The 13252-nt window shown below is 68.6% G+C and carries 12 protein-coding genes; all 12 read left to right on the forward strand.

Features of this window, described 5'->3' with window-relative positions; genetic code table 11:
• The first annotated feature begins 198 nt into the window (after positions 1-198).
• The 12 genes from pyrR to coaBC all read left to right on the forward strand — a co-directional run bounded on the left by pyrR (position 199) and on the right by coaBC (position 13101).
• Positions 199-789 (forward strand): bifunctional pyr operon transcriptional regulator/uracil phosphoribosyltransferase PyrR, encoded by a 591-nt coding sequence (pyrR, locus tag AB0N66_RS23670; RefSeq protein ID WP_365438451.1) that lies wholly within the window; start codon positions 199-201, stop codon positions 787-789.
• A gap of 93 nt (positions 790-882) precedes the next feature.
• Positions 883-1860, forward strand: a complete 978-nt coding sequence (locus tag AB0N66_RS23675) for an aspartate carbamoyltransferase catalytic subunit (protein ID WP_365438453.1) — start codon at positions 883-885, stop codon at positions 1858-1860.
• Positions 1861-1864: 4 nt separating this feature from the next.
• Complete coding sequence (locus AB0N66_RS23680; protein WP_365438455.1) at positions 1865-3151, forward strand: dihydroorotase; 1287 nt, start codon at positions 1865-1867, stop codon at positions 3149-3151.
• Entirely contained in the window at positions 3148-3738 is a 591-nt protein-coding gene (locus AB0N66_RS23685) for a hypothetical protein (protein WP_365438457.1), read from the forward strand. The genes AB0N66_RS23680 and AB0N66_RS23685 overlap by 4 nt, the downstream gene beginning before the upstream one ends.
• Positions 3735-4871, forward strand: a complete 1137-nt coding sequence (gene carA / locus AB0N66_RS23690) for a glutamine-hydrolyzing carbamoyl-phosphate synthase small subunit (RefSeq protein ID WP_365438459.1) — start codon at positions 3735-3737, stop codon at positions 4869-4871. Before AB0N66_RS23685 ends, carA begins: the two co-directional genes overlap by 4 nt.
• Positions 4864-8172 (forward strand): carbamoyl-phosphate synthase large subunit, encoded by a 3309-nt coding sequence (carB, locus tag AB0N66_RS23695; RefSeq protein ID WP_365438461.1) that lies wholly within the window; start codon positions 4864-4866, stop codon positions 8170-8172. The genes carA and carB overlap by 8 nt, the downstream gene beginning before the upstream one ends.
• 90 nt (positions 8173-8262) lie before the next feature.
• On the forward strand, positions 8263-9369 hold the full coding sequence (locus AB0N66_RS23700; protein ID WP_365438463.1) for a quinone-dependent dihydroorotate dehydrogenase: 1107 nt from the start codon (positions 8263-8265) through the stop codon (positions 9367-9369).
• Positions 9366-10208 (forward strand): orotidine-5'-phosphate decarboxylase, encoded by an 843-nt coding sequence (pyrF, locus tag AB0N66_RS23705; RefSeq protein WP_365438465.1) that lies wholly within the window; start codon positions 9366-9368, stop codon positions 10206-10208. The genes AB0N66_RS23700 and pyrF overlap by 4 nt, the downstream gene beginning before the upstream one ends.
• Before the next feature lie 332 nt (positions 10209-10540).
• Positions 10541-10864 carry an integration host factor gene (locus AB0N66_RS23710; protein ID WP_365438467.1) on the forward strand — a complete coding sequence of 108 codons (324 nt, stop codon included), beginning with the start codon at positions 10541-10543 and terminating at the stop codon, positions 10862-10864.
• A 37-nt stretch (positions 10865-10901) separates the two neighbouring features.
• Complete coding sequence (gene gmk / locus AB0N66_RS23715; protein ID WP_365438469.1) at positions 10902-11459, forward strand: guanylate kinase; 558 nt, start codon at positions 10902-10904, stop codon at positions 11457-11459.
• Positions 11460-11495: 36 nt separating this feature from the next.
• Positions 11496-11768 carry a DNA-directed RNA polymerase subunit omega gene (gene rpoZ, locus AB0N66_RS23720; RefSeq protein WP_003982715.1) on the forward strand — a complete coding sequence of 91 codons (273 nt, stop codon included), beginning with the start codon at positions 11496-11498 and terminating at the stop codon, positions 11766-11768.
• Positions 11769-11898: 130 nt separating this feature from the next.
• Positions 11899-13101, forward strand: coding sequence for a bifunctional phosphopantothenoylcysteine decarboxylase/phosphopantothenate--cysteine ligase CoaBC (coaBC, locus tag AB0N66_RS23725; RefSeq protein WP_365438471.1), 1203 nt, complete (start codon positions 11899-11901; stop codon positions 13099-13101).
• The last annotated feature ends 151 nt before the right edge of the window (positions 13102-13252 follow it).

Consider the following 13252-nt stretch of genomic DNA (forward strand, 5'->3'; position numbering starts at 1 on the left):
GGTGACTCACTGTGAGGTTACGCAGCGTTACTCTCCCCCGTCAAGCCGAATGGTCCGGACCGACTCTTCCGTGGGCGTCACCGGCGATGGCTTGAAGGGGGGTGATCAGGCGCGTTGCCGGGCTGGTAGCGTGGATGGCGCAATTCCGACGTCCTTTAATGATCCGTCCCGTGAGGCGGAGAAGGAGGTCCGTTTCATATGGACACCGAGCAAGACAAACAGCAGTACGAAGCCGATGCGCGGCCCGTTCTCGAAGGCCCCGACATCGCGCGGGTGCTGACCCGCATCGCCCACGAGATCGTCGAGCGCGCCAAGGGCGCCGATGACGTGGTGCTTCTCGGCATCCCGACCCGGGGCGTCTTCCTCGCCCGGCGGCTCGCCGTGAAGCTGGCGGAGATCACCGGCCGCAAGATCCCGGTCGGCTCCCTCGACATCACCATGTACCGCGACGACCTGCGCATGCATCCACCGCGAGCGCTGGCCCGTACCGAGATCCCCGCTGACGGCATCGACGGCCGCCTGGTCGTCCTCGTCGACGACGTGCTCTTCTCCGGCCGCACGATCCGCGCGGCGCTCGACGCGCTGAACGACATCGGCCGTCCGCGCGCCGTGCAGCTCGCGGTCCTCGTCGACCGCGGTCACCGTGAACTGCCCATCCGCGCCGACTATGTCGGCAAGAACCTCCCCACGTCGTTGCGGGAGACGGTCAAGGTCCAGCTCGCCGAGGAGGACGGTCGCGACACCGTGCTGCTCGGTGCGAAGCGGACCTCCACGGGCGGCGAGCAGTAGCCACGCGCGTGCGTACGTCATCTGTCGTGCGCCCTCGCACTGCCGCGCGCCCGAATTCTCCCGCGAACTGAACTTCCTTACGGAGCCTGAAAGATGCAGCGTCATCTCATCTCGGCCGCCGACCTCACCCGCGACGACGCCGTCCTGATCCTCGACACCGCCGAGGAGATGGCCCGGGTCGCCGACCGGCCGATCAAGAAGCTGCCGACACTGCGCGGCCGCACCGTCGTCAACCTCTTCTTCGAGGACTCGACCCGTACCCGGATCTCCTTCGAGGCCGCCGAGAAGCGCCTCTCCGCGGACGTCATCAACTTCACCGCCAAGGGATCGAGCGTCTCCAAGGGCGAGTCCCTCAAGGACACCGCCCAGACGCTCGAAGCCATGGGCGTCGACGCCGTCGTCATCCGGCACGGCGCCTCCGGAGCCCCGTACCGGCTCGCGACGTCCGGCTGGATCGACGCGGTCGTCATCAACGCCGGGGACGGCACCCACCAACACCCCACCCAGGCCCTGCTCGACGCCTTCACCATGCGACGCCGGCTCGTCGGCCGGGACGCGGGCATAGGGCAGGACCTGGCCGGCAAGCGGATCACGCTCGTCGGCGACATCCTGCACAGCCGCGTCGCCCGCTCCAACGTCGACCTGCTGCACACCCTCGGCGCCGAAGTCACCCTGGTCGCACCGCCCACCCTCGTGCCGGTCGGCGTCGAGGCCTGGCCCTGCGAGGTCTCCTACGACCTCGACAGGACGCTCTCCAAGTCCGATGCCGTGATGCTGCTGCGCGTGCAGCGCGAGCGGATGAACGCGGCGTTCTTCCCCACCGAGCGCGAGTACTCGCGGCGCTACGGCCTGGACGGCGACCGCATGGCGCGGATGCCCGAGCACGCCATCGTGATGCACCCCGGCCCGATGGTCCGCGGTATGGAGATCACCGCCGAGGTCGCCGACTCGGACCGCTGCACCGTCGTCGAGCAGGTCACCAACGGCGTCTCGATCCGCATGGCCGTCCTCTATCTGCTCCTTGGCGGCAACGAGCCCGCCGTCACCCACACCCGTACCGAGGAGAAGTAAGTACATGAGCAAGATCCTTATCCGTGGTGCGCGGGTGCTCGGCGGCGAGCCGCAGGACGTACTCATCGACGGTGCGGTCATCGAGGCGGTCGGCGCCGGGCTTTCCGCCGAGGGCGCCGAGGTCATCGAGGCCGAGGGCAAGGTGCTGCTGCCGGGGCTCGTCGACCTGCACACGCATCTGCGTGAGCCGGGCCGCGAGGACTCCGAGACAGTCCTGACCGGCACGCGGGCGGCGGCGAGCGGCGGCTACACCTCCGTGTTCGCCATGGCCAACACCTTCCCCGTCGCCGACACCGCCGGTGTCGTCGAGCAGGTCTACCGGCTCGGCCAGGAGCACGGCTACTGCGACGTACAGCCCATCGGCGCCGTCACCGTCGGCCTGGAGGGCAAGAAGCTCGCCGAACTGGGCGCCATGCATGAGTCCGCGGCCGGGGTCACGGTCTTCTCGGACGACGGCAAGTGCGTGGACGACGCGGTGATCATGCGCCGGGCGCTGGAGTACGTGAAGGCCTTCGGCGGTGTCGTCGCGCAGCACGCGCAGGAGCCGCGGCTGACCGAGGGCGCCCAGATGAACGAGGGCGTCGTCTCCGCCGAACTCGGGCTCGGCGGCTGGCCGGCGGTGGCCGAGGAATCGATCATCGCCCGGGATGTCCTGCTCGCCGAGCACGTCGGGTCCCGCGTCCACATCTGCCACCTGTCGACCGCAGGCAGCGTCGAGATCGTCCGCTGGGCCAAGTCCCGCGGCATCGACGTCACCGCCGAGGTCACCCCGCACCACCTGCTCCTCACCGACGAGCTGGCGCGCACGTACAACCCGGTCTACAAGGTCAACCCACCGCTGCGCACCGAGCGTGACGTGCTGGCCCTGCGGCAGGCGCTCGCCGACGGCACCATCGACATCGTCGCCACCGACCACGCACCGCACCCGCACGAGGACAAGGACTGCGAGTGGGCCGCGGCCGCCATGGGCATGGTGGGTCTCGAAACCGCGCTGTCCGTCGTCCAGCAGACGATGGTCGAGACCGGACTGCTCGACTGGGCCGGTGTCGCGGACCGTATGTCCGCCAAGCCCGCCGAGATCGGCCGGGCCACCGGTCACGGCCGCCCCGTCTCGGCAGGTGAGCCCGCCAACCTCACGCTGGTCGACACGGAATACCGTGGGGCCGTGGACCCCGCGGGCTTCGCCTCGCGCAGCCGCAACACCCCGTACGAGGGCCGTGAGCTGCCGGGCCGTGTCACGCACACCTGGCTCCGGGGCAAGGCCACCCTCGTGGACGGGAAGCTCGCGTGACACCTCAGATGATGATCGCCGCCGAACAGAAGTCGGCGGAGGTGACTGACTGGGCCGCCCGCGTCGGCTGGCTCGTCGGCCTCGCCCTCTTCGTCGCGCTCCTCTACTGGCTGATGCGTGAGGGCTGGAAGTGGCGCGGCATCCTCCAGGGCGACCTGCCGGAGCTGCCCACCGCGCCGACCGAGCCGGGTCCGGTGAGACTTGAACTGACCGGTCGCTACCACGGCTCCACCACCGCCGGGCAGTGGCTGGACCGCATCGTCGCGCACGGCCTGGGCACCCGCAGCAGGGTCGAGCTCACGCTGACGGACGGGGGCCTTGACGTCGTACGCCCGGGCGCGGCCGACTTCTTCGTCCCGGCCGCGCAGCTCCGCGAGGCCCGGCTCGACAAGGGCATCGCGGGCAAGGTCCTCACCGAGGGCGGTCTGCTCGTCGTCACCTGGGCGCACGGCGAGAGGCTGATCGACTCGGGGTTCCGCTCCGACCGCGCGGCCGAGCACAACGAGTGGGTCGACACCCTGAACACCATGATCAACAAGAGCGACAAGAGCAGCGACAAGACCATCGACACGGAAGGCGCACGATGACCACCTCCACCAGGGGAGCCGTGAAGGTTCCCGCCGTACTCGTCCTGGAGGACGGCCGCGTCTTCCGCGGCCGTGCCTACGGGGCCGTGGGGGAGACCTTCGGCGAAGCGGTGTTCTCCACCGGCATGACCGGCTACCAGGAGACCCTCACCGACCCGTCGTACCACCGCCAGGTCGTCGTGATGACCTCCCCGCACGTCGGCAACACCGGCGTGAACGACGAGGACCCCGAGTCGAAGCGGATCTGGGTCGCCGGTTATGTCGTACGGGACCCCGCGCGCGTGCCCTCCAACTGGCGCTCCCGGCGCTCGCTGGACGAGGAACTGCGCAACCAGGGTGTCGTCGGCATCAGCGGCATCGACACCCGTGCCCTGACCCGCCACCTGCGTGAGCGTGGCGCCATGCGCGTCGGCATCTTCTCCGGCAATGCGCTGCCCGACGAGGGGACCATGCTCGCGGAGGTGCGGCAGGCTCCTGAGATGGTCGGCGCCAGCCTCGCCGAGGAGGTCGCCACCAAGGAGTCGTACGTCGTCCCCGCGATCGGTGCGAAGCGCTTCACCGTCGCCGCCCTGGACCTGGGGATCAAGGGCATGACCCCGCACCGGATGGCCGAGCGTGGCATCGAGGTGCACGTATTGCCCGCGACCGCCACGGTCGAGGACGTGTACGCGGTGAATCCGGACGGTTTCTTCCTCTCCAACGGCCCGGGCGACCCGTCCACCGTGGACCTGAGCGTCGTCAAGGCGGTGCTGGCCCGCAAGACCCCGCTCTTCGGCATCTGCTTCGGCAACCAGATCCTGGGCCGCGCGCTCGGCTTCGGCACGTACAAGCTGAAGTACGGCCACCGCGGCATCAACCTGCCGGTGCAGGACCGTACGACGGGCAAGGTCGAGGTCACCGCGCACAACCACGGCTTCGCCGTCGACGCGCCGCTCGACAAGGTGTCCGACACCCCCTACGGCCGCGCCGAGGTCTCCCACGTCTGCCTGAACGACCAGGTCGTCGAGGGGCTTCAGCTGCTCGACCAGCCGGCCTTCAGTGTCCAGTACCACCCCGAGGCGGCGGCGGGCCCGCACGACGCGGCCTACCTGTTCGACCGCTTCGTAGAGCTCATGGAGGGCCAGCGTGCCTAAGCGCACCGATATCCAGTCCGTCCTGGTCATCGGCTCCGGCCCGATCGTCATCGGCCAGGCCGCCGAGTTCGACTACTCCGGCACCCAGGCGTGCCGCATCCTGCGCGCCGAGGGCCTCAGGGTCATCCTGGTCAACTCCAACCCGGCGACGATCATGACCGACCCGGAGATCGCCGACGCCACCTACGTCGAGCCGATCACCCCGGAGTTCGTCGAGAAGATCATCGCCAAGGAGCGGCCGGACGCGCTGCTGCCCACCCTGGGCGGTCAGACGGCCCTGAACACCGCCATCTCCATGCACGAGCAGGGTGTCCTGGAGAAGTACGGCGTCGAGCTGATCGGCGCCAACGTCGAGGCGATCAACAAGGGCGAGGATCGCCAGCTCTTCAAGGGCGTCGTCGAGGCCGTCCGCGCCAAGATCGGGCACGGCGAGTCCGCCAAGTCCGTGATCTGTCACTCCATGGACGACATCCTCAAGGGCGTGGAGACGCTGGGCGGTTACCCCGTCGTCGTTCGTCCCTCCTTCACCATGGGCGGCGCCGGCTCCGGCTTCGCGCACAACGAGGAGGAACTGCGTCGCATCGCGGGCCAGGGACTCACCCTCTCGCCGACCACCGAGGTGCTCCTGGAGGAGTCCATCCTCGGCTGGAAGGAGTACGAGCTGGAGCTGATGCGCGACAAGAATGACAACGTCGTGGTCGTCTGCTCCATCGAGAACTTCGACCCGATGGGCGTGCACACCGGCGACTCGATCACCGTCGCGCCCTCGATGACACTGACCGACCGCGAGTACCAGCGCCTGCGCGACATCGGCATCGCGATCATCCGCGAGGTCGGTGTCGACACCGGCGGTTGCAACATCCAGTTCGCGGTCAACCCGGACGACGGCCGGATCATCGTCATCGAGATGAACCCGCGTGTGTCGCGTTCCTCGGCCCTCGCCTCCAAGGCGACCGGCTTCCCGATCGCCAAGATCGCGGCCAAGCTCGCCGTCGGCTACACGCTCGACGAGATCCCGAACGACATCACGGAGAAGACCCCGGCGTCCTTCGAGCCGACGCTCGACTACGTAGTGGTGAAGGCACCGCGCTTCGCCTTCGAGAAGTTCCCGTCCGCCGACTCGACGCTGACCACGACCATGAAGTCGGTCGGTGAGGCCATGGCGATCGGCCGCAACTTCACCGAGGCGTTGCAGAAGGCGCTGCGGTCGCTGGAGAAGAAGGGCTCGCAGTTCACGTTCGTGGGCGAGCCCGGTGACAAGGCACTTCTTCTGGAAGAGGCCGCCCGGCCGACCGACGGGCGTATCAACTCCGTCATGCAGGCCATCCGCGCGGGCGCCACTGCCGAGGAGGTCTTCGAGTCGACGAAGATCGACCCGTGGTTCGTGGACCAGCTGTTCCTGATCAAGGAGACCGCGGACGAGCTGGCCGCCGCCGACAAGCTGGATCCCGAGCTGCTGGCGGAGGCCAAGCGGCACGGCTTCTCCGACGTTCAGATCGGCGAGATCCGCGGACTGCGCGAGGACGTCGTCCGCGAGGTGCGGCACGCGCTGGGTATCCGCCCGGTCTACAAGACGGTCGACACCTGCGCCGCCGAGTTCGCGGCCAACACGCCGTACTTCTACTCCTCGTACGACGAGGAGACCGAGGTCGCCCCACGCGTGAAGCCGGCGGTCATCATCCTGGGCTCAGGACCCAACCGCATCGGCCAGGGCATCGAGTTCGACTACTCCTGCGTCCACGCCTCCTTCGCGCTGAGCGACGCGGGCTACGAGACGGTGATGGTCAACTGCAACCCGGAAACGGTGTCGACCGACTACGACACCTCCGACCGCCTGTACTTCGAGCCGCTGACGCTCGAAGACGTACTGGAGATCGTCCACGCGGAGACACTGGCAGGACCGGTCGCGGGTGTGATCGTGCAGCTCGGCGGCCAGACCCCGCTGGGCCTTTCGCAGGCGCTCAAGGACAACGGCGTGCCGATCGTGGGCACTTCGCCCGAGGCCATCCACGCCGCCGAGGACCGCGGCGCCTTCGGGCGGGTCCTGGAGGCGGCCGGTCTGCCGGCTCCCAAGCACGGCACCGCCACCACCTTCGCCGGGGCCAAGGCCATCGCCGACGAGATCGGCTACCCCGTCCTCGTACGGCCGTCGTACGTGCTCGGCGGACGCGGCATGGAGATCGTGTACGACGAGACGCGGCTGTCCTCGTACATCGCCGAGTCGACCGAGATCAGCCCCTCCCGGCCGGTGCTGGTCGACCGGTTCCTCGACGACGCGATCGAGATCGACGTCGACGCGCTGTACGACGGCGAGGAGCTGTACCTCGGCGGCGTCATGGAGCACATCGAGGAGGCCGGTATCCACTCCGGCGACTCGGCGTGCGCGCTGCCGCCGATCACCCTCGGCGGCTTCGACATCAAGCGACTGCGGGCCTCAACTGAGGCCATCGCCAAGGGTGTTGGCGTACGCGGACTCATCAACATCCAGTTCGCGCTGGCCGGGGACATCCTGTATGTCCTCGAAGCCAACCCGCGCGCCTCGCGCACCGTCCCCTTCACCTCGAAGGCGACCGCGGTGCCGCTCGCCAAGGCCGCCGCCCGGATCTCGCTCGGCGCGACCGTCGCCGAACTGCGGGCCGAGGGCCTGCTGCCAGCCAACGGCGACGGCGGAACGCTTCCGCTCGACGCGCCGATCTCCGTCAAGGAGGCCGTCATGCCGTGGTCGCGCTTCCGCGATATCCACGGGCGCGGCGTCGACACGGTGCTCGGCCCGGAGATGCGCTCCACCGGTGAAGTCATGGGCATCGACTCGCTGTTCGGCACGGCGTACGCCAAGTCCCAGGCGGGCGCGTACGGTCCGCTGCCGACCAAGGGCCGCGCCTTCATCTCCGTCGCCAACCGCGACAAGCGCTCGATGATCTTCCCGGCGCGTGAACTGGTCGCGCACGGCTTCGAGTTGCTCGCCACCTCCGGCACGGCCGAGGTGCTCAAGCGCAACGGCCTCAACGCCACCGTCGTGCGCAAGCAGAGCGAGGGCGTGGGCCCGAACGGCGAGAAGACCATCGTCCAGCTCATCCACGACGGCCAGGTCGACCTCATCGTCAACACGCCGTACGGCACCGGCGGCCGCCTCGACGGCTACGAGATCCGTACGGCGGCTGTGGCGCGGTCCGTCCCGTGCCTGACGACGGTTCAGGCGCTCGCCGCCGCCGTCCAGGGCATCGACGCGCTCAACCGCGGTGACGTGGGCGTGCGTTCACTGCAGGAACACGCCGAGCATCTGACCGCGGCCCGCGACTAGCAGCCCTGAGGGGGACACCGGAAACGGTGTCCCCCTCTTCATGAGGCTCTTCATGGCTCTTCTCTGAGGCTTTTCGTGAGGACACTGATCATGTACAAGATTTTCTTCCGGCTCGTCTTCCAGCGCATGGACCCGGAGCAGGCCCACCACCTCGCTTTTCGGTGGATCCGCCTCGCCGCACGCATCCCTGTGCTGCGGACGTTCGTCGCGGCGGCCCTCGCGCCCCGCCACGAGGAACTGCGCACCGAGGCGTTCGGCCTGCGGATGCACGGCCCCTTCGGGCTCGCCGCCGGCTTCGACAAGAACGCCGTCGCCATCGACGGGATGTCGATGCTCGGCTTCGACCACATCGAGATCGGCACGGTCACTGGGGAACCGCAGCCCGGCAACCCCAAGAAGCGGCTGTTCCGGCTTGTGCCGGACCGGGCGCTGATCAACCGTATGGGGTTCAACAACGAGGGCTCCGCGGCCGTCTCCGAGCGCCTGACGGCCCGTACGCCCGTCTTCAGGACTGTCGTGGGCGTCAATATCGGCAAGACCAAGGTCGTCCCCGAGGCGGAGGCCGTCGGTGACTACGTGAAGTCGACCGAGCGGCTGGCGCGCCACGCCGACTACCTCGTGGTCAACGTGAGCTCGCCGAACACCCCCGGCCTGCGCAACCTCCAGGCCACCGAGGCGCTGCGGCCACTGCTGAGCGCCGTCCGTGAGGCCGCCGACCGCGCGGTCACCGACCGGCGGGTGCCGCTCCTCGTGAAGATCGCGCCCGACCTCGCCGACGACGACATCGACGCGGTCGCCGACCTCGCCGTCGAACTCGGCCTGGACGGGATCATCGCCACGAACACCACCATCGCGCGCGAGGGACTCGGTTTGAAGTCCCAACCCTCCCTGGTCAAGGAGACCGGCGGACTCTCGGGAGCGCCACTGAAGGCGCGCTCCCTGGACGTCCTGCGCCGCCTCCACGCGCGCGTGGGTGACCGGATCACCCTGGTGGGCGTCGGCGGCATCGAGAACGCCGAGGACGCCTGGCAGCGCATCCTGGCCGGCGCCACGCTGGTCCAGGGCTACAGCGCCTTCATCTACGAGGGCCCCTTCTGGAGCCGCGCCATCCACAAGGGGCTGGCCGCGCGCCTCCGTACCAGCCCGTACGCCACCCTCGCCGACGCTGTCGGCGCCGACGTGAGGAAGTCCGCATGAGCCTGGAACCCTTCGGTGCACGTCTTCGCCGTGCCATGGACGACCGCGGTCCGCTGTGCGTCGGCATCGACCCGCACGCCTCACTGCTCGCCGACTGGGGCCTGGGCGACGACATCGCGGGCCTGGAGCGCTTCAGCCGTACCGTCGTGGAGGCGCTGGCCGAGCGGGTCGCCGTCCTGAAGCCGCAGAGCGCGTTCTTCGAGCGCTTCGGGTCGCGCGGCATCGCCGTCCTGGAGAGGTCGGTCGAGGAGGCGCGGGCGGCCGGGGCGCTGGTCGTGATGGACGCCAAGCGCGGTGACATCGGCTCGACCATGGCCGCGTACGCGGAGACCTTCCTGCGCAAGGACGCGCCGCTGTTCTCGGACGCGCTGACCGTGTCGCCGTATCTGGGGTACGGCTCGCTGAAGCCCGCTGTCGAGCTGGCCCGCGAGAGCGGGGCCGGCCTGTTCGTCCTCGCGCTCACCTCCAACCCGGAGGGCGGCGAGGTACAGCACGCGGTCCGCGCGGACGGCCGGAACGTCGGAGCGACCATGCTGGCCCACCTCGCCGCCGAGAACGCGGGAGAGGCACCGCTGGGCTCCTACGGGGCGGTGGTGGGCGCCACGCTGGGCGACCTCTCCTCGTACGACCTGGACATCAACGGGCCGATCCTCGCGCCCGGAATCGGCGCTCAGGGGGCCACCGCGGCCGATCTCGCGGGTGTCTTCGGCGCGGCGCTGCGAAATGTCGTCCCGCACGTCAGTCGGGGTGTTCTGCGTCACGGTCCCGACGTCGTCGCGCTGCGGGAGGTGGCGGAGGGCTTCGCGGAGGAGATCAGGGCCGCTGTGACGGCCGCCTGAGCCGTTTCGAAGGCCTTCCAGCCGTCTTCCGGCCGTCTTCCGGCGGTCCTCGAGAGTCCTTTGGCGGTCCTCGGGAGCCCTCTGGCGAGTGTCTTCGGAGGGCTCCGAGCCTGGATACATTCTCAAATCCAGGGCAATATGTCGGAAATGTTCGGCTCCGGGGAGGCTGACCAGGACTTTTCCGCTGTTCTCGCTGACTCTGGCGCACTTGCCCGCTAGTCTCCGACGCAGAGGGAGCGGGCAAGCGTGTTGCTCATAGCTCCCCAGGTGTGGGGCGACTAGGTTCCTCACCGGTCCGTATCCGACAGTTCGACATCCGAGGTGACGTAGGCGTGGCTCTTCCGCCCCTTACCCCTGAACAGCGCTCAGCCGCGCTCGAAAAGGCCGCCGCGGCTCGCCGGGAGCGGGCCGAGGTCAAGAATCGACTCAAGCACTCCGGCGCCTCCCTTCACGAGGTCATCAAGCAGGGCCAGGAGAATGACGTCGTCGGCAAGATGAAGGTCTCCGCACTCCTGGAGTCCCTGCCGGGCGTGGGCAAGGTCCGCGCCAAGCAGATCATGGAGCGACTGGGGATCTCCGAGAGCCGTCGTGTACGCGGCCTCGGTTCGAACCAGATCGCCTCCTTGGAGCGTGAGTTCGGCGGCTCGGGAGCCTGAGTTCTGGGCACCCCGGGATTGCTGGAATAATCGCTGCATGAGTGAACGTCCGCGGCTGACCGTGCTCTCCGGCCCCTCTGGGGTCGGCAAGAGCACGGTCGTCGCTCATATGCGCAAGGAACACCCCGAGGTCTGGCTCTCGGTGTCGGCGACGACCCGTAAGCCGCGCCCCGGTGAGAAGCATGGAGTCCACTACTTCTTCGTCAGTGACGAGGAGATGGACAAGCTGATCGCCAACGGCGAGCTGCTGGAGTGGGCCGACTTCGCAGGCAACCGTTACGGGACACCGCGTGCGGCTGTTCTGGAGCACCTGGAAACGGGTGTGCCGGTCCTCCTGGAGATCGATCTCCAGGGCGCCCGTCAGGTCCGCGAGTCCATGCCGGACGCCCTGCTGGTGTTCCTGGCTCCGCCCTCCTGGGAGGAGCTGGTGCGCAGACTCACCGGTCGGGGCACTGAGCCGCCCGAGGTGATCGAGCGCCGCCTGGAGGCGGCCAAGATCGAACTGGCGGCCGAGACCGAGTTCGATGTCACCCTTGTCAACACCTCCGTCGAGGATGTAGCACGTGAGCTGCTAGCCTTGGTGGAAGTTGTTTGATCTTTCAGGTCTTTTTCCCTTTTCGGAAGGCAGAGCGTGTCCTCTTCCATCACCGCTCCCGAGGGCATCATCAACCCTCCGATCGACGAGCTCCTCGAGGCCACCGACTCGAAGTACAGCCTGGTGATCTACGCGGCCAAGCGTGCCCGCCAGATCAACGCGTACTACTCGCAGCTCGGTGAGGGTCTCCTTGAGTACGTCGGTCCCCTGGTGGACACCCACGTCCACGAGAAGCCGCTTTCTATCGCCCTGCGCGAGATCAACGCGGGCCTGCTGACGTCCGAGGCCGTTGAGGGCCCCGCTCAGTAGTCACTGTTTCTCTTCACCACAGGCCCGGCAGCGCGACTGTCGGGCCTGTGGTGTGTCATGGAGTCGTTCGGGTCGAGTTTTTCGGCTTGAGTCGTTCGGCGTCTTACGTTCTCGAGTGTGGGGAGACCCGGTGGACAAGCCCAAGGTCGTGCTGGGGGTCAGCGGTGGCATCGCCGCGTACAAGGCCTGTGAGCTGCTCCGTAGACTGACCGAGTCCGGTCATGACGTACGCGTCGTACCGACCGAGTCCGCCCTGCACTTCGTCGGCGCCGCCACCTGGTCCGCCCTCTCCGGCCATCCTGTCTCCACCGAGGTCTGGTCGGACGTCCATGAGGTGCCGCACGTCCGCATCGGCCAGCACGCCGACCTGGTCGTCGTGGCCCCGGCGACGGCCGACATGCTCGCCAAGGCGGCCCACGGCCTCGCCGACGACCTCCTCACGAACACCCTCCTCACCGCCCGCTGTCCGGTCGTCTTCGCGCCCGCCATGCACACCGAGATGTGGGAGCACCCGGCGACGCGGGAGAACGTGGCGACGCTTCGCCGCAGGGGCGCAGTCGTCATCGAGCCCGCCGTTGGGCGACTGACCGGCGTCGACACCGGTAAGGGACGGCTGCCCGAGCCCTCGGAGATCTTCGAGATCTGCCGACGGGTGCTCGCGCGGGGCGTGGCCGAGCCGGATCTCGCCGGCCGTCATGTCGTTGTCAGCGCGGGTGGCACGCGCGAGCCGCTCGACCCCGTCCGCTTCCTCGGCAACCGCTCCTCCGGCAAGCAGGGCTACGCCCTCGCCCGTACGGCGGCCGCGCGGGGCGCCCGGGTCACGCTGATCGCCGCCAACACCGGACTGCCGGACCCGGCCGGCGTGGACGTCGTACAGGTCGGAACCGCCGTGCAGCTGCGCGAGGCCGTACTGAAGGCGGTCCCGGACGCCGACGCGGTGGTCATGGCCGCGGCGGTGGCGGACTTCCGCCCTGCGACGTACGCGACCGGAAAGATCAAGAAGAAGGACGGCCGGGAGCCGGACCCGATCGTGCTCGTCCGCAACCCGGACATCCTCGCCGAGATCTCGGCGGACCGGTCCCGTCCCGGCCAGGTGGTGGTCGGTTTCGCCGCCGAGACGGACGACGTACTGGCCAACGGTCGTACGAAACTCGAGCGCAAGGGCTGCGACCTCCTTGTCGTGAACGAGGTGGGGGAGCGGAAGACCTTCGGCGCCGAGGAGAACGAGGCCGTGGTGCTCGGCGCCGACGGCAGCGAGACCCCGGTGCCGTACGGGCCGAAGGAGGCGCTGGCCGAGACCGTGTGGGATCTGGTGGTGCCCCGGCTCAGGTGAACGGCGAACGTCTCAGTCACGTGAAATCTCAGCCATGAGAGAACACCTCAATTGCCTCAACAGGCGCCACAAGACGCGCAAAAACGGGCGTGGCGACCCTGGCGGAGACCGAGCGTCATGGCGGAGAATGCCCGTGCCGCAGGTCACAGCG

Source organism: Streptomyces sp. NPDC093544 (assembly GCF_040683495.1).
Lineage (GTDB): Bacteria > Actinomycetota > Actinomycetes > Streptomycetales > Streptomycetaceae > Streptomyces.